This window comes from Curtobacterium sp. ME-Dv--P-122a, from assembly GCF_030209645.1.
GTDB classification, from domain to species: Bacteria; Actinomycetota; Actinomycetes; order Actinomycetales; family Microbacteriaceae; genus Curtobacterium; species Curtobacterium flaccumfaciens.
On the sequence record NZ_JARVRO010000006.1, the window covers coordinates 36,398 to 51,921 of the forward strand.

General features: G+C 71.9%; 13 protein-coding genes. 7 read left to right on the forward strand and 6 right to left on the reverse strand.

Annotation, left to right across the window (positions count from 1 at the left end):
- Positions 1 to 58 precede the first annotated feature (58 nt).
- Both QRN49_RS04920 and QRN49_RS04925 read right to left on the reverse strand, forming a co-directional pair.
- Positions 59 to 2,071, reverse strand: coding sequence for a lectin-like domain-containing protein (locus QRN49_RS04920; RefSeq protein WP_284754131.1), 2,013 nt, complete (start codon positions 2,069 to 2,071; stop codon positions 59 to 61).
- Positions 2,072 to 2,180: 109 nt separating this feature from the next.
- Positions 2,181 to 3,827, reverse strand: coding sequence for a glycoside hydrolase family 13 protein (locus QRN49_RS04925; protein ID WP_284754132.1), 1,647 nt, complete (start codon positions 3,825 to 3,827; stop codon positions 2,181 to 2,183).
- 106 nt (positions 3,828 to 3,933) lie between these two features.
- Here QRN49_RS04925 and QRN49_RS04930 point away from each other — a divergent pair, with 106 nt between their 5' ends.
- From QRN49_RS04930 to QRN49_RS04950, 5 genes are all read left to right on the forward strand, one after another.
- A complete protein-coding gene (locus QRN49_RS04930) occupies positions 3,934 to 4,500 on the forward strand; it encodes an NADPH-dependent FMN reductase (protein ID WP_284754133.1) in 567 nt (188 codons plus the stop codon).
- A 174-nt stretch (positions 4,501 to 4,674) separates the two neighbouring features.
- Positions 4,675 to 5,187 carry a MarR family winged helix-turn-helix transcriptional regulator gene (locus QRN49_RS04935; RefSeq protein WP_111024711.1) on the forward strand — a complete coding sequence of 171 codons (513 nt, stop codon included), beginning with the start codon at positions 4,675 to 4,677 and terminating at the stop codon, positions 5,185 to 5,187.
- A gap of 113 nt (positions 5,188 to 5,300) precedes the next feature.
- Positions 5,301 to 5,807 carry a Dps family protein gene (locus tag QRN49_RS04940; protein ID WP_071404882.1) on the forward strand — a complete coding sequence of 169 codons (507 nt, stop codon included), beginning with the start codon at positions 5,301 to 5,303 and terminating at the stop codon, positions 5,805 to 5,807.
- Positions 5,808 to 5,815: 8 nt separating this feature from the next.
- On the forward strand, positions 5,816 to 6,616 hold the full coding sequence (locus tag QRN49_RS04945) for an SDR family NAD(P)-dependent oxidoreductase (protein WP_111039754.1): 801 nt from the start codon (positions 5,816 to 5,818) through the stop codon (positions 6,614 to 6,616).
- A gap of 31 nt (positions 6,617 to 6,647) precedes the next feature.
- Positions 6,648 to 7,841 carry an NAD(P)/FAD-dependent oxidoreductase gene (locus QRN49_RS04950; protein WP_284754134.1) on the forward strand — a complete coding sequence of 398 codons (1,194 nt, stop codon included), beginning with the start codon at positions 6,648 to 6,650 and terminating at the stop codon, positions 7,839 to 7,841.
- A gap of 156 nt (positions 7,842 to 7,997) precedes the next feature.
- On the opposite strand, the gene QRN49_RS04955 is transcribed toward QRN49_RS04950, so the two are convergent.
- The 4 genes from QRN49_RS04955 to QRN49_RS04970 form a co-directional block, all read right to left on the reverse strand.
- Positions 7,998 to 9,068 carry an alpha/beta fold hydrolase gene (locus QRN49_RS04955; RefSeq protein ID WP_284754135.1) on the reverse strand — a complete coding sequence of 357 codons (1,071 nt, stop codon included), beginning with the start codon at positions 9,066 to 9,068 and terminating at the stop codon, positions 7,998 to 8,000.
- Between the two features lie 70 nt (positions 9,069 to 9,138).
- Positions 9,139 to 10,014, reverse strand: coding sequence for an SMP-30/gluconolactonase/LRE family protein (locus QRN49_RS04960; RefSeq protein WP_284754136.1), 876 nt, complete (start codon positions 10,012 to 10,014; stop codon positions 9,139 to 9,141).
- Between the two features lie 161 nt (positions 10,015 to 10,175).
- Positions 10,176 to 11,009: a DUF1206 domain-containing protein gene (locus tag QRN49_RS04965; protein ID WP_017886500.1), complete on the reverse strand. Its 834-nt coding sequence runs from the start codon at positions 11,007 to 11,009 to the stop codon at positions 10,176 to 10,178.
- Between the two features lie 116 nt (positions 11,010 to 11,125).
- On the reverse strand, positions 11,126 to 12,292 hold the full coding sequence (locus tag QRN49_RS04970; RefSeq protein WP_071404876.1) for an RtcB family protein: 1,167 nt from the start codon (positions 12,290 to 12,292) through the stop codon (positions 11,126 to 11,128).
- A 471-nt stretch (positions 12,293 to 12,763) separates the two neighbouring features.
- Here QRN49_RS04970 and QRN49_RS04975 point away from each other — a divergent pair, with 471 nt between their 5' ends.
- Together QRN49_RS04975 and QRN49_RS04980 are read left to right on the forward strand one after the other, a co-directional pair.
- Positions 12,764 to 14,584: a glycoside hydrolase family 15 protein gene (locus tag QRN49_RS04975; RefSeq protein WP_284754137.1), complete on the forward strand. Its 1,821-nt coding sequence runs from the start codon at positions 12,764 to 12,766 to the stop codon at positions 14,582 to 14,584.
- Between the two features lie 46 nt (positions 14,585 to 14,630).
- Positions 14,631 to 15,233: a DnaJ family domain-containing protein gene (locus tag QRN49_RS04980; protein WP_111030880.1), complete on the forward strand. Its 603-nt coding sequence runs from the start codon at positions 14,631 to 14,633 to the stop codon at positions 15,231 to 15,233.
- Positions 15,234 to 15,524 lie beyond the last annotated feature (291 nt).

A 15,524-nucleotide genomic window follows, 5' to 3' on the forward strand; every position in this document is an offset into this window, starting at 1 on the left:
GGACGTCCACAACCCGTGCACCGGGACGACACCGCCGTCCGGTGCCGTCCCGGCGGTGTCAGGGCTGCTGCGGGTCGTCGGTCGGCGCGTTCCGACGAGCACGACGTCGGGCGAGCCACCAGCACACGGACCCGGCGGCGGCGGCCAGGGCAGCGAGCGCAGCCGCGAGCCCGAGACCTTCGGTGCCGGTGTAGGCGAGGGCTCCGACGGGGGCAGCCGCCCGACGGTCGGCCGCGGGGCCACCGGCTCCGCCGCCGTCGTCGACGCCGGTACCGTCGTCGCCTCCGGAGCCGTCGCCACCGGAGCCGTCACCGTCGTCCGGAGCCGGCCCGGTCGTCGGCACGGGGCCGCTCGTCGGCACGGGGCTCGGCGCGGGCCCCTCGTCGTCCGGACCCACGACGATCGCGACGCCGGTGGACGGGTCGCCGCCGTCCGCGTCGGTCGGCGAGGTCGCCGTCGCCACGTTCACCACGTCGGAGCCGTCCCCCTCGTACGCGGGGTCGAGCTCGGCGCGGATCCGGAAGTCCAGGGTCTCGCCCACCTCGAGCGACACGTCGGAGCTGCAGGTCACCCGCTGCCCCTCGGCCGTGCACCCGTCGTCGGAGCCCACGAACCGCATGGCCTGGGGCAGGTCGTCGACCGCCCCGACCTGCTGCGCCACGGACGGCCCCCGGTTCCGGGCCGTCACGAGGTACTCGACCTCGTCACCGGGCCGCACGGTCGACGGCGACACCGACTTGTCCGTCTCGACGTCGGCGGCGATCACCGGTGCCGTGACGGTGGTGGTCGCCAGCGAGGCGTTGTCGGCCTCGTTCGTGTCGGACAACGAGGTCGGCGGGGCGATGGTCGCCACGCTCTCCAGCGCTCCGGACGTGCCCTCGGCCACCCGGCCCTCGATCGAGACGACGGCGGAACCCCCTCGGGGCAACGACAGGTCGGTCGCGACGTCACCGGTGCCCGACCCGGTCGCGCAGGCGGAGCCGTCCGCGGCCGTGCAGGTCCAGGTGACGTCCTCGACGCCGTCGGGCACGTCGACCTGCAGCGGGCTCGGGTCGGCGGCGTTCGGGCCGGGGTTCCGCGCCGTCACGGTGTAGCGGAGCGGTTCGCCCGCCGTCGCGGTCGCGGGCAGGTCGTGCTCGACGGACAGGTCCGCCGGCTTCCAGACCCGGAGTGCGTCGACCTCGTGCTTGTCGACGTGGCTGCCGGTGGCCCCGGCGAACCCGAGGCGCAGCGTGCTCGGCAGCGCGGCCTGCCCCTCGCCGTGCAGCGGAACAGAGTCGAGCACGGTGCGCATGGTCGAGCCGACCTGCAGCCGGACGGAGACCGCGAGCCCGCCGTCGTCGTCGGGCAGCAGGGTGATCCGGACCGTCCGGGGCGTGGAACCGGCCGTCACGGTGCCACCGGGTGCCGCGGCACCGGCGACGTAGCGGTAGCCCTCGGTCCCGTTGCCGGAGCCCCGGACCACCACGTGGTCGGGCTGTGCTCCGGGACCGGACCCGTTGATGCGTGACGAGAAGTTGCCGTAGTGGTCGATCGCGACGGCCGCGAAGCCCCCGGGGACGCCCGGCAGGTCGCACTCCCGGCCCCCTCCCTCGGTCGCTTCCTTGCGGCAGGCGTACCCGAGACCGGCGCCGAAGGACCCGACGCCCTGCGCTGCGGCGCCGTCGGCCAGGTACAGCAGCAGGCCGTCGGCACCGGGGTCGTCCTTCTCGGTGTGCATCGCGTACGTGAACTCGATCTCGAGCCCGGTGTCCGACGGGAACGTGTCGTTCGTCGACCACGCCCCCGCCTGGTTCCGGATGTCGTCGGTGAGCCGCAGTCGGCCGCCGGACACCGCGGCGTCACCGTGCAGGGCACCGCCGGACGCACTGGAGAACTGGTTGACGTACGGGAAGTCGAGGGCGGCCGCACTCGACCCGGACGGCAGGACCGAGGGTGCCGCGAGCACGCCGATCGCGGTCAGGGTGGCGCACGCCGCGGCGAGACGGCGGACGACCCGCGAGCGGAACGACCGCCGGTCGAGGGAAGGTGCCGGGGCAGGAGCTGGAGCTGGAGCAGTGGGATCTGTCATGCCCCGATGCTCGCGACCGGGACGTCACCCCCGGACGGCGGCGGGACGATCTGTGGAACGCCCCCACGGGCCTCCCGGCTGTGGAGGACGAACGGCGCAAGCGGACCGCTCAGGCCAGCCACACCGTCGTCTCACCCGGCAGCAGCCCCGGTGCGACCCCATCGAGCGGCCCGGACGCGACGACGACGGTCCCGGCCGGCAGGGGCACCGGTGCGGTGCCGAAGTTCGTGACCGACCGCCAGCCGTCGTGCCGCGCGAACGCCACGACCTCCGAGCCGGACTCCAGCCACGTCAGCGCCTCCCCCTGCTGCAGGCGACGGCGGGCGGCCAGCGCCCGGCGGTACAGCGACAGGGTCGACTCGGGATCGCCGTCCTCGGCCTCGACCGAGGACTCCCCGAAGTCCTGCGGCTGCGGCAGGTGCGGTGCGACGTCCCCGAAGCCGAACGACGGCCCGGAGCGCGTCCACGGGATCGGCACGCGGCAGCCGTCCCGGCCCTTCACGGTGTGCCCGGTGCGGAGCCACTTCGGGTCCTGCAGCAGGTCGCGCGGGATCGCGGCGGCCTCGTGCAACCCGAGCTCCTCGCCCTGGTAGACGTACGACGACCCGGGCAGCGCCAGCATCAGCAGCGTCGCCGCTCGGGCCCGACGGAGCCCCCGTGCGCGGTCGAGCTCCGGCGTCGTGCCGTCCGTCATGAGCCAGGCGTCGGTGTCGGTGCCGTCCGGCAGGCCGTAGCGGGTGGGGTGCCGCACGACGTCGTGGTTCGACAGCACCCAGGTGCTCGAGGCACCGGACTGCTCCGAGGCGGCCAGGTTCCGCTCGATGATCCGACGGAACACATCGGGCTCGAACGGGGCCTCAAGCAGGTCGAAGTTGAAGGCCTGCCCGAGCTCCGTCGGCCGGGCGTACAGGACACGGCGGGGTGCCGGAGCCCATGCCTCGGCGACCGCGGCACGGGGCGGGTCGTACTCGTCGAGCACCCGGCGCCAGGTGGCGAAGATCTCGTGCACCTCGTCGCGGTCGTACAGCGGGTCGGAGCCGTCGAGCGGCAGCTCCTGCTCGTTCGACGGCCGGTACGGGGTCGACAGGTCCTTCGCCAGCCCGTGCGCGACGTCCACACGGAAGCCGTCCACGCCCCGGTCCGACCAGAAGCGCAGGGTGTCCTCGAAGTCGGCGCGGACCTCGGGGTTCGACCAGTCCAGGTCGGGCTGCTCGGGGGCGAACAGGTGCAGGTACCACTGCCCGTCCGGAACCCGGGTCCACGCGCTGCCGCCGAAGTTCGACACCCAGTCGCTCGGCGGCAGTTCCCCGGAGGCGCCAGAGCCCTCACGGAACACGTACCGCGCCCGCTCGGCCGACCCCGGAGAGGACGCCAGCGCAGCCCGGAACCACTCGTGCTGGTCCGAGGTGTGGTTCGGCACGATGTCGACGATGACCTTGAGGTCGTGCTCGTGTGCGGCGCGGACCAGGGCGTCCAGGTCGTCGAGGGACCCGAGCTTCGGGTCGACGGCGCGGTAGTCGGCGACGTCGTAGCCTCCGTCGGCCAGGGGCGACGGGAAGAACGGGGAGAGCCACAGGGCATCGACGCCGAGCGACGCCAGGTACGGCACCCGGCTCGTGATGCCCGCGACGTCACCGAGCCCGTCGCCGTCCGTGTCGGCGAAGCTGCGTGGGTAGACCTGGTAGACGACGGCATCGCGCCACCAGGTCGGGTCGGTGGTTCGTGGCGTGCTGGCCGGGGTGCGAAGCGTGGTCACGACGCCACCGTACTCAGCGGACCGGGAATAGCGCCCCCTACGATCGCATTGGTTGTCGCTGACACCTTTCCGTCCAGCAACAACATCCCGCAACAGAAGGAGCTCCATGACGAACGTCCTCGTCCTCGTCGGCAGCCTGCGCGCCGACTCCATCAACCGCAAGCTCGCCGAGGCCGCCGCGCACCACGCGCCGGAGGGCATCGAGCTGCACACCTTCGACGGCATCGTCGACCTGCCGTTCTACAACGAGGACATCGACGGCGACACCCCGCCCGCCGCTGCCGTCGCCTTCCGGGACGCGATCGCTACCTCGGACGCCGTCCTGCTGATCACCCCCGAGTACAACGGCACCATCCCCGCCGTCCTGAAGAACGCGCTCGACTGGGGTTCGCGTCCGTTCGGCGCCTCGCCGCTGTCCGGCAAGCCCCTCGCCGTGATCGGCTCGGCGTTCGGCCAGTACGGCGGCGTCTGGGCCCACGACGACGCCCGCAAGGCCGCCGGCATCGCCGGCGCGAAGGTCCTGGAGGACGTCAAGGTCGCCATCCCGCAGTCGGTCGTCCGCTTCGCGGAGACGCACCCGCGTGAGGACGCCGAGGTCACGACGCTCGTGCAGGGCGCGCTCACCGCGCTCGCCGAGGCCGCAGCCGGCACGGACGAGCAGGCAGCCGCGTAACGCGACGAACCACCGGACAGGAGGCCCGTGGCGACCCCGCCACGGGCCTCCTGTCCGTCCGGTGCGGACGCAACGGTCGTTGCGAACGCATCGGACGGCGCGGACGCACCGGTCGTGGCAGAACCCGGGAGTTCACTAGACGGCCGAGATACGAGACGGGTTACCCTGAACGCCATGTCGACGCAGGAGATCACCGAGGCGTCCGGGTACTGGTTCCCGGACGACGACGCGACCCAACGCGGGGTCGCGGTGCTGAACGCCCTGCGCCGGTACCGATCCGCCGAGACGGCCATGCGCCGTCGCACCCGTGACTCGATGGGCATGGGCGAGACCGACCTGCTCGCCGTGCGCTTCCTGCTGCAGGCGCAGCGCTCCGGCACCGCCGTGAGCCCGAAGGACCTCGCCGCGTACCTCAAGATCTCGTCGGCCTCGACGACCATCCTCATCGACCGCCTGGTCAAGTCGAACCACGTCCGCCGCGATCCGCACCCCACCGACCGCCGGGCCCTCGTCATCACGCCGACGACCGAGACCGACGACGAGGTCCGCGCCACGCTCGGCGTGATGCACCGCCGGATGATGTCGATCGCCGAGGGGCTCCCCGCGTCCGAGGCGCGGATCGTCGCCGGCTTCCTGGAGCAGATGCGCGACGCCGTCGACCAGGTCGACCCCGCGCCGTCGCACTGAGCGACGCTGCACCGGACGACCTCGGGGGACGCTGCCTCCGAGCGCACTGAGAGCGCGCACTGCGGCACCGCGTAGACCGGAACGGTCACACCGACGCGAAAGGAGCCACAACCATGCACGCTTCGGACAAGATGGCCAAGAACCTCCAGGCGGTCCTCGTGGACCTCATCGACCTGCACCTGCAGGGCAAGCAGGCCCACTGGAACATCCTGGGCACCAACTTCCGCGACCTCCACCTGCAGCTCGACGAGATCGTCGACGCAGCTCGAGAGTTCGCCGACGACACCGCCGAGCGCATGCGTGCGCTGTACCTCGTGCCGGACGGCCGCTCGGCGACCGTCTCCGCGGGCAGCCACCTCGACGCGTTCCCCTCGGGCGAGATCACCACGCACGACGCCATCGACCAGGTCACGCTCCGGCTGTACCAGGCGACGGGCACCATGCGCGACGTCCACGACGAGGTCGACGACGAGGACCCGACGACCGCGGACCTGCTCCACGGCTTCATCGAGCGCCTCGAGCAGCTCGCGTGGATGGTCTCCGCCGAGAACCGCGCGCCCAGCACCCCGCTGGCCTCCGCGACCACGCCCGCCGTCGCCGACGCGTCGGCACACGCGTAGGGGCCCGGGTGGACCTCGGTATCCAGGGCAAGACCGCACTCGTCTTCGGCGGCGACTCCGGCATCGGCTGGAACACGGCGCGCATCCTCCTGGCAGAGGGTGCGACCGTGGTCGTCACCGACATCGACCAGAGCCGTCTGGACACCAGTGCGGACCAGCTCGAGGCGCCGCTCGGCAAGCTGCACGCCTTCGCCGCCGACGTGCGGAGCGCCGAGAGCCTCGCCGCCCTGCACGACAAGGTGCGTGAAGCGGTCGGCGAGATCGACATCCTGGTGCAGTCGTCGGGCGTCACCGGCGCCCAGGGCATGTTCCACGAGATCGACGAGGCCGGCTGGGCGGAGACGCTCGACATCGACCTGATGGGGCCGGTGCGGATCACGCGCGAGTTCATCGGCGACCTGCGACAGGGCGGCTGGGGACGCATCGTCTACCTGGTGTCCGAGGACGCCTCGCAGCCGTACGACGACGAGCTGCCCTACTGCGCCGCCAAGGCCGGGGTGCTCTCGTTCGCGAAGGGCCTGTCGCGCTCCTACGCCTCCGAGGGCCTGCTGGTGAACACGGTCTCCCCCGCGTTCATCCACACGCCGATGACCGACGCGATGATGGACAAGCGGGCCAAGCAGCGCGGGACCTCGTTCGACGAGGCCATCGGCAGCTTCCTCGAAGAGGAGCGGCCGTACATGGAGCTCAAGCGCCGCGGCGAGCCGGAAGAGGTCGCGAACGTCGTGGCCTTCCTGTGCTCGGACCTCGCCAGCTTCGTGAACGGCGCCAACTACCGGGTCGACTCCGGCTCGGTCGCCACGATCTGATCGTGGCACCACAGCACCGCCAGGAGGCGTCATGACCGACTTCCGCTACCTCATCGTCGGCGGCGGGATGGTCGCCGACGCCGCTGCCCGCGGCATCCGCGAGCTCGACACCGACGGGTCGATCGGCATCCTCAGCGAGGACGTCGACCCGCCCTACGCCCGGCCCGCGCTGTCGAAGAAGCTCTGGACCGACCCGGACTTCAGCTGGGACGACAAGGTCGACCTGCACACCGAGGAGACCGGAGCGCAGTTCGTCCTGGGAACCGCGGTCACCGCGATCGACCGTGCCGCGAAGACCGTCACGACGGCCGACGGCGCGACCCACGGCTACGAGCGACTCCTGCTCGCGACCGGCGGGAAGCCCCGCGGGCTGCCGGGGCTGTCCCCGTCGGCACGCGTGCTCGACTACCGCAGCGCGTCGGACTACCGCCGGCTGCGTGAACTCGCGGACGCCGGAGCGCACGTCGCCGTCGTGGGCGGCGGGTACATCGGCCAGGAGATCACGGCGGGGATCGTGCAGAACGGTGCACGCGTCACGCTGGTCGACCCGGACGAGGTCGTCGGCGGACGGATGTTCCCGGACGACCTGGCCCGGGCGTTCCAGCAGCGCTTCGTCGACCACGGCGTCGAGCTCCGCACCGGCCGCCGGGTGTCCGAGGGCACCGAGACGGCCGACGGCGTGCGGCTGACGCTCGACGACGGCTCCGTGGTCGAGGCCGACGCGGTCGTCGCCGGACTCGGCATCGAACCCGCGACGCAGCTCGCCGCCGACGCCGGACTGACCGTCCGCGACGGCATCGTGGTGACCTCGACGCTGCTCACCGACGACGACTCCGTGTTCGCCGCCGGTGACGTCGCCGAGTACCCGGACCGGATCCTCGGCACCCGCCGGGTGGAGCACGTCGACAACGCCCAGCAGCAGGGTCGGCAGGCCGGCCGCAACCTGGCCGACGCCGACGAGACCTACGACCACACGCCGATGTTCTACTCCGACGTGTTCGACATGGGGTACGAGGCCGTTGGGCAGGTCAGCTCGAAGCTCCGCACGGTCGAGGACTGGCAGGACCCCACCGTGACCGGCGTCGTCTACTACCTGGACGACGACGACACGGTCCGGGGCGTGCTGCTCTGGAACGTGTGGGACAAGACCGACGAGGCCCGCAAGGTGCTCGCCGAGGCGAACGCGCTGACGCCCGACATGCTGCCGGGCCGCATCACACCCTGACCGCTCGCCCGTCGCGGTGGTCGCGAATGCCTGGAGGCCCGGTGCCGGTCCGTCGGACCGGCACCGGGCCTCCAGGCGGTCACCCGCAGATCGCGGCGGACGCTGGTCCGACCGTGGTCGCTACTTCGACGGCGCTGGCCACTTCGACCGTGCTCGCTACTTCGACTCCGGCGCGACTTCGTCGACGACCGCCCGGCGGTCCGCCGGGTCGACCGGCAGGTCGTCGCCGTCCGCCATCGCGACGGCGTGTGCGGACTTGGCCGCCTCGAGCGTCTCGTCGTCGTTCCGGGCCATCCCGAACAGCTCGATGAACCGCGACTTGACCAGCAACCAGGCGTCCCCCGGGCTGAGCCGCGCCAGGTCCGACGACGTCGAGTCGTCGCGCACCCGCTGCAGTGACGACACGCCCCGGTCGGGGATCCGGTGGTCGACGTGCGCCACGGCGAGCCGCGCGACCGCGTCGGCCTGCGCGTGCATGACCGAGTGTGCGCCGTCGACGACCTCGCGGAGGACCGCGTACGGGAACACCCGCGCCAGCCGACGGACCCAGTCCCGCGGCACCATCGCGTCGTGCTCACCGCGGACGATCAGGGTGCGGGCCTGCACGAGGGCGGCGCGCTCCTCGATCGGGAACGCGATCATCCGCGGCAGGACCTTCCGGAACCAGTGCCAGCCGCACAGTGCGTACGCCGTGATGCCGTGCCAGCGGACCGCGGCGGGCTCGTGCAGTGTCGACCGGAGGAACCGGAACGCCGACTGCCGCACCGTACGTGCCGACGAGTCGACCACCGGGCTGATGAGCACGAGGTCGGAGATCCCCGGACGGCGGGCGGCGACCTCGGTGACGACCTGGGTGCCCATCGAGTGCCCGACCAGGACCGGGTCCTGGAGCCCGAGGTCGTCGATGACCCGCTCGACCGCGTCGGCGTAGCGCTCGATCGAGACCTTCCCGCGGAACCGCGGGACGCCGGCGAAGCCCGGCAGGTCGAGCGCGTGCACGGGGCCGTTCTCGTTGAGGTGCGGGGCGAGCCGCTCGTAGTAGGTCGACGCGATGCCGAGCCCCGCGACGAGCACGAAGGCCCGCGCGCCCGGCTCACCGATCGAGCTCACCCGGACGTAGGTGCCGTCGAGCGCGACCCGGTCCACCTGCACCGTGACGTCGGCGTCCTCGGCCTGGGCGAGCTCGCCGGCCGGGTCCGGCCGCGGTGCCTGGCGTTCGTCGTCCACGTGGGTCTCCTCCGGTCGGGCGGTCGCCCAGGATACCCGGCCGCCGTCCGCGCGGGCGGCGACGACGTGCTCAGCCGCTGAAGGTGTTCGCGGGGAACCCGTGCACCGTCGTCGGCACCGCGAAGACCGCCCCGGACCGGGGCGCCTGCTCCAGGTCCTGCTCGGTGAGGTTCTCGCGGGCCGTCCCGACGAAGAGCGTCGACATGTCCGGGCCGCCGAACGCCACCGACGTCGGGTTGGCGACGGGGAGCTCCACCGTCTCCAGGTGCGAGCCGTCCGGCCCGTAGCGCTCGACGCGGGACCCGCCGTAGATCGCGCTCCAGAAGCAGCCCTCGTCGTCGCGGACCAGGCCGTCGTGCGCCTGACCGACGATGAACGGCTCGAGTTCGCCGAGCTCGCCGTCCGGGCCGTACGACCCCCGGAAGACCGTCGAGGCGCTGGTGTCGGTGACGTACATCGTGCTGCCGTCCTCCGACCACTCCATGCCGTTCGTCACGCCGAAGCCGCCGCGGAGCACCCGGTTCGTGCCGTCGGCCTCGATCGAGTAGAGCGCTGCGTCGGGCTCGCCGGTCGTCACGTTCATGCTGCCGACCAGGAACCGGCCGAACGGGTCGCACTTGCCCTCGTTGAACCGGTTGCCCGAGGTGCTGTGGGTGACGCGGGCGATCTCGCGCTCCACGGCACCCTGCTCGTCGGCCACCACGACGGTGTCGCCGAGGGCCGCGACGAACCCGCCGGAGGCCCGGGGCTGGAAGCTGGCCAGCGGGGGCGGCAGCGGCACGCTCGAGCGCACGGTGCCGTCGGCCTCGGCGGTGTTCAGGGTGCCGAGGGTGATGTCGGCCCACCGGAGCAGCTGCGCGGACGGGTCCCAGACGATGCTCTCGGCGAGGACCGCTCGGGCGTCGGCGAAGACGGTCGCGGGGCCGGTGGTGACGTTGGTGCTCATCGGCCCCGTCTACCGCGGGGGCGGTCCGTGCTCGCTCAGGCGTGCACGGCGGCGAGGTCGCGCGTGGCACGGCCGCGAGTTCACGTGCTCAGCGACACCTCGCGCCCCTTTCGGCCCGTGAGGTGTCGCCCAGCGCGAAAGTCCGCGGCGGCGCCGACGGGTCAGAGGCGGGCGAACCGCGCGCGGAAGAAGCTGTAGACGCCGAAGGCCAGGAACCCGATGCCGATCGCGACGAGGACGAACACCCCACCGGGCATGCTCCGCACCGCGTCGAACGCGGCGTCGAGGCCGGTGGCCTGGTCGGGGTCGCTCTGCAGCCCCGCGACGGCGATGAGCACGCCCACGATGACCACGGCGATCCCCTTGCCGACGTACCCGACGACGCCGAGCACGGTGACCACGCGGTCGAGCTGGCCCGACGGTCGCGTGATCTGCTTGCGGAACGACCGGCGGCAGCCGATCACCACGAGGCCGATGCCGACCGCGACGGCGATCGCCCCGGCCAGGACCAGCACGAACACCCCGCCCGGTGTCGCGAGGGTCTTCGCGGCGGCGCTCTGCGACGAACTGCTCGAGCTCGACCCGGCGCCGAGCGCGTACGAGGCCGACGAGTACGCGATCACGCCGTAGACCACGGCCTTCGCGACGTCCTTCAGCCGGGCGAGCCAGCCCCGTGTGGTGTCGGAACGGCCACCGACGATCGCCTCGACGACCAGGCGCACGGTGAGTGCGGCCGTGCCGACGGCGATCAGCCAGAGCAGGAACACCCCGCCGGGGACCGCGGCGATCTGCTGCAGCGCACCGGACTGGTCCGTCTCGCCACCGGAGGACGCGTTGCCGATGCCGAGCAGGATCGCCAGGTACCCGATCAGCAGGTGGACGATGCCGCTGCCGACGAACCCGGCGCGTGCCGTGACCTCGAACCAGCGGCTGTCGGCCGCCCGCCGGACCTGTCGTCCGGTTTCCTTCGCTGCGTGCTCCGCCGTGTCGCTCATCACGCACCAGCGTGCCCGACGCATGCCGTCCTGTCCGGGCCTCCCGTCCGCCACGTGGCGGACGGGAGGCCCGTGGCGGTGCCGCCACGGGCCTCCCGTCCGTCGGTGGGCGCGTCTCAGTCGCCCTTCACGTTGACGACCTGCCGCAGGGTGTGCCGGATCGACACGAGGTCCTCGGCGTCCGCCATGACCTGGTCGATCGGCTTGTAGGCCGCCGGGATCTCGTCGAGGAACGCGTCGGTGTCGCGGTACTCGATGCCGGCCATCGCCTCGCGCAGCTGCTCGTGGGTGAAGGTCCGCCGGGCAGCGCTCCGCGAGAACAGCCGACCCGCACCGTGCGGGGACGACTCGAGCGAGGGCTTGTTGCCGAGCCCCTCGACCACGTACGAGGCGGTGCCCATCGACCCCGGGATCAGGCCGGGCTGACCGGCCTTCGCCTGGATCGCACCCTTGCGCGAAACCCACACGGACTTGCCCCAGTGCGTCTCACGCTGCGTGAAGTTGTGGTGGCAGTTGATCCGCTCGCGCTCGTCGACGGGCGTACCGACGGCCTCGGACAGCTGCCGGACGACGCGGTCCATCATCTCCTCGCGGTTGAGCAGCGCGAAGTGCTGGGCCCACCGCAGCTCAGCGATGTACCGGTCGAACTCCGGCGTGCCCTCGACCAGGTACGCCAGGTCGGGGTCCGCCAGCTGGATCCACCAGCGCTCCATGGCCTTCTTGGCGACCTTGATGTGGCGCTGCGCGATCTTGTTGCCGACGCCCCGCGACCCGGAGTGCAGGAAGAGCCAGACCCGGTCCTGCTCGTCGAGGGAGACCTCGATGAAGTGGTTGCCGGACCCGAGCGTGCCGAGCTGGTTCCGCCAGCCGCCGTGCACGCCGTCCGGGTCGAACCCGGCGGTCTCGGCCATCGCCTCGAGCTCGGCGATCCGGGGTGCGGCGGTCGCCACGATCTTCCGGTTCGACGCACCGGCCGACAGCGGGATCGCGCGCTCGATCTGCTCGCGCAGCCCCTGCAGGTCGGCGGGCAGGTCGGTGGCGGTGAACTGCGTGCGGACCGCGATCATGCCGCAGCCGATGTCCACGCCGACGGCCGCCGGCATGATCGCGCCGAGGGTCGGGATGACCGACCCGACGGTGGCCCCGAGGCCCAGGTGTGCGTCGGGCATGAGGGCCAGGTGCGGGAACACGAACGGCATGCGCGCGGTCGTGCGGGCCTGCTGCTCGGTGTTGTCCTCGAGCATCGAGGCCCAGCTGAGCAATCGGTCGTTGATCTTCTTCATGGAGTCGTCTCGCTTTCGTGACGGTCGAGGTGACGGTCCGAGACGGTCGTACGCCGAGCCTCCTGGTCGTCGCCGGACGTGGCGGACGGAAGGAAGCGGTGCTGACGAACGCCCCGGGCCGGGTGGGCACGGGGCGTCGTGGGACGTCGCGTGCCTACGCGGGATAGCGGAGGGACCACTGCTGCTCGGGCAGCACGGCGGCCGCGGCGAGCTGGAGCTCGACGCGTTCCTCGTTGTGCTGCACGCTGCGCATGCGCGGTCCTTCCGGTGTGCCCGGGGCGGGCGGTCTGCCTGATCGGCAGGAGGACGACGCTAGTGCGACACGCCCGGGATGCGCAAGTCGCGTGGGCGTGTCGGCTGGGGTCCGGGGGTTCGCCGGCGGTTCTCCACAGGCGGGAGGCCCGGCGTGCGTTCTCCACGAGGGGTACGTCCGCCTGATGGTCGCCACCGGCGCCGGGGCAGGCTGGACGCATGACCGAGCGCACGCGAGACACCCCCGACGCGACCGAGAACGAGGAACGGACGAACGGGTACGTCCCGCTCCGTTCGTACGGCGCGATCGGCGACGGGCGGACGGTCGCCCTCATCGCGCTCGACGGCCGGATCGACTGGCTGCCGATCCCGTCGATGGACTCGCCGCCGGTGTTCGCGAGCATCGTCGACGCCGAGCACGGCGGACACGTCGCCCTGCGGCCCGTGGACGACCAGGCGCAGGTGTCCCGCGCCTACCTGCCGGGGACGAACGTGCTCGTGACGACGTGGACGACCCCGTCCGGCACCGCCACCGTGACCGACGCCATGGTCACCGGTGTGGCCGGACGCCTGCCGTGGGCCGAGATCGGTCGCTGCGTGCAGGGGGTCGAAGGGTCGGTCGAGATGGAGTGGGCGGTCGTGCCCGGCACGATCCTGAACACGGCGGAACCGCGCCGACTCGACACCGCGAACGGCACGGTGATCGGCATTGACGGCGTGACCATCGCGATCGTCGAGCAGGGCTTCGAACCGGTGCACGACGACGGCCCCCGGTTCTCGGGGCGGTTCACGACGACCGAGGGCTCGAAGTCGATCCTGACCATCGTCGGCACCTACGACGAGCCGATCTTCCTGCCCGAGCCGGAGCGCACCCTCGAAGGGGTCGACCGCACGATCGAGAACTGGTCGACCTGGTCGAAGGAGTTCAGCTACGACGGCCCCTGGTCGGACGCCGTCCAGCGCAGCGCCCTCGCCCTGAAGCTCCTGATCTTCGCCCCCACCGGCGCCATCGCCGCAGCCCCGACGACGAGCCTGCCCGAGGACCGCACCGGCGGGAAGAACTGGGACTACCGGTTCGCCTGGGTGCGCGACCTGGCGTACACGGTGCACGCGCTCACCCGCTTCGGCCTGCGCGAGGAGACGCACGCCGCCGTGTCGTGGGTGATGCGCACGATCGCCGAGCACGACGAGACGATGCCGATCTTCTACGGACTCGACGGGTCGAAGAGCGACTCCGTCGAGGAGCGCGACGTCCCGGGCTGGAACGGCATCGGGCCGGTCACGATCGGCAACCGCGCCGGTGACCAGCTGCAGCTCGGCGTCTGGGGCGACGTGTTCGAGATCATGCGCCAGTACGTCCGGGCCGGCAACGTGCTCGACCGCAAGACGGCGGCGGTGCTGCAGGAGCTGGCCGACGACGCGTGCCACCGTTGGCCGGAAGCAGACTCGGGCATGTGGGAGCTGCAGGAGGCGCAGCACTACACGACGAGCAAGATCGGCTGCTGGCAGGCGCTCGACGCCGCGGTCGAGCTGCACGACGCCGGGATGATCGACGGCCCGCGCGAGAAGTGGATCGAGAACCGCGAGCTCATCGAGGACTGGGTCGCCGAGAACGGGTGGAACGAGAAGCTCGGCCACTACGTCATGTACCCCGGCACCGACGCGCTCGACTGCTCGATCCTGCTGCACGCGATGTCGGCGTTCGACCGCGGACCGCGCATGGAGTCCACGATCCGGGCGATCGAGGAGCAGCTGCAGCACGGCCCGCTCGTGTACCGGTACTCGGGCATCCAGGACGAGGAATCGCCCTTCGTGGCGTGCTCGTTCTGGCTCGCTGCGGCGATGGCCTGCGTCGGACGCGTCGACGACGCGAAGCACTTGATGGACGACATGGTGGCTCAGGCGAACGACGTCGGCCTGTTCAGCGAGATGCTCAGCGCCGTCGACGGGGACTTCATGGGCAACATCCCCCAGGGGCTGTCGCACCTGGCCCTCATCCAGGCCGCGCTGACCATCGAAGAAGTCTCAGAGAAGTCCTGACGGGGCTGGACGAACCGTCGGGGGCGCGGGGCATCATGGTCTGACGATGAACGACGTCGATGCACGGATGGACCGGCTCCGCAGGGCGGCGCGCTACCGCTACCAGCAGCTCGTCGACCAGGAGATCGAGCGGGGGTCGCTCGACCCCGACGAGGTGCGGTCGGAACGTGAGGAACGTCGGCTGCTCAAGGCCGCCGACGTCGCCGCGCACGCCCGGGCCCAGATCGCGGAGGCCGAGCGCCGCGGGGTCTTCGAGGGCAACCCGTACCACGGCAAGCCACTGCCGGGACTCGACGGGCAGCACGACCCGGACTGGTGGATCAAGTCGAAGATCGAGCGTGAGGACATCCGGGGCATCGCGCCGCCGGCCCTGGCGCTGCGGACCGAGGACGCCGAACTCGACGACGCACTCGACGCGCTGTCGCTGGAGTCCGACGTGCGGGACGTGCTGGTGGACTTCAACGCGCGGGTGAAGGAGGCCCGGCGGCAGCTGCTCGGCGGGCCGCCGGTGGTGACGCCGATGCGCGACGTCGAGGCCGAGGTTCTGGCCTGGCGGGAGCGTCGCGAGGTGCGCATGGCCTCCGCTGCGCAGGCTGCGGAGCAGGCACGGCTCGAGGCGAAGCCGCGGCGGTGGTGGCGGCGCCGCTGAGCGGTGCCGCGGTGCCGCGGTGCGGCGGGGTCCGGGCGCGATTTCGCGCTGAGCGACAGACCACGCGAACGTGAGCAGGTGAGGTGTCGCCCAGCCCGTGACGACGGCGGCCGCCGGCCCGGCGTACCCACATGACGGACGGGAGGCCCGGTGCCAGCTGGCACTGGGCCTCCCGTCCCTCGTGTGCGTACGTTCTTTCCCATCGCGCGCGCGGTGGTTCGCAAGAACGGGCGTACCTGGTCGAAAGAACTGACCAGGTACGCCCGTTTCCGCCAGGTACACCCGGTTCTG

Bases quoted from the DNA above. Each gene is read 5' to 3' on its own strand.
- QRN49_RS04920 (WP_284754131.1), bottom strand. From the start codon at position 2,071: ATGACAGATCCCACTGCTCCAGCTCCAGCTCCTGCCCCGGCACCTTCC.
- QRN49_RS04930 (WP_284754133.1), top strand. From the start codon at position 3,934: ATGACGAACGTCCTCGTCCTCGTCGGCAGCCTGCGCGCCGACTCCATC.
- QRN49_RS04935 (WP_111024711.1), top strand. From the start codon at position 4,675: ATGTCGACGCAGGAGATCACCGAGGCGTCCGGGTACTGGTTCCCGGAC.
- QRN49_RS04940 (WP_071404882.1), top strand. From the start codon at position 5,301: ATGCACGCTTCGGACAAGATGGCCAAGAACCTCCAGGCGGTCCTCGTG.
- QRN49_RS04950 (WP_284754134.1), top strand. From the start codon at position 6,648: ATGACCGACTTCCGCTACCTCATCGTCGGCGGCGGGATGGTCGCCGAC.
- QRN49_RS04960 (WP_284754136.1), bottom strand. From the start codon at position 10,014: ATGAGCACCAACGTCACCACCGGCCCCGCGACCGTCTTCGCCGACGCC.
- QRN49_RS04965 (WP_017886500.1), bottom strand. From the start codon at position 11,009: ATGAGCGACACGGCGGAGCACGCAGCGAAGGAAACCGGACGACAGGTC.
- QRN49_RS04970 (WP_071404876.1), bottom strand. From the start codon at position 12,292: ATGAAGAAGATCAACGACCGATTGCTCAGCTGGGCCTCGATGCTCGAG.
- QRN49_RS04975 (WP_284754137.1), top strand. From the start codon at position 12,764: ATGACCGAGCGCACGCGAGACACCCCCGACGCGACCGAGAACGAGGAA.
- QRN49_RS04980 (WP_111030880.1), top strand. From the start codon at position 14,631: ATGAACGACGTCGATGCACGGATGGACCGGCTCCGCAGGGCGGCGCGC.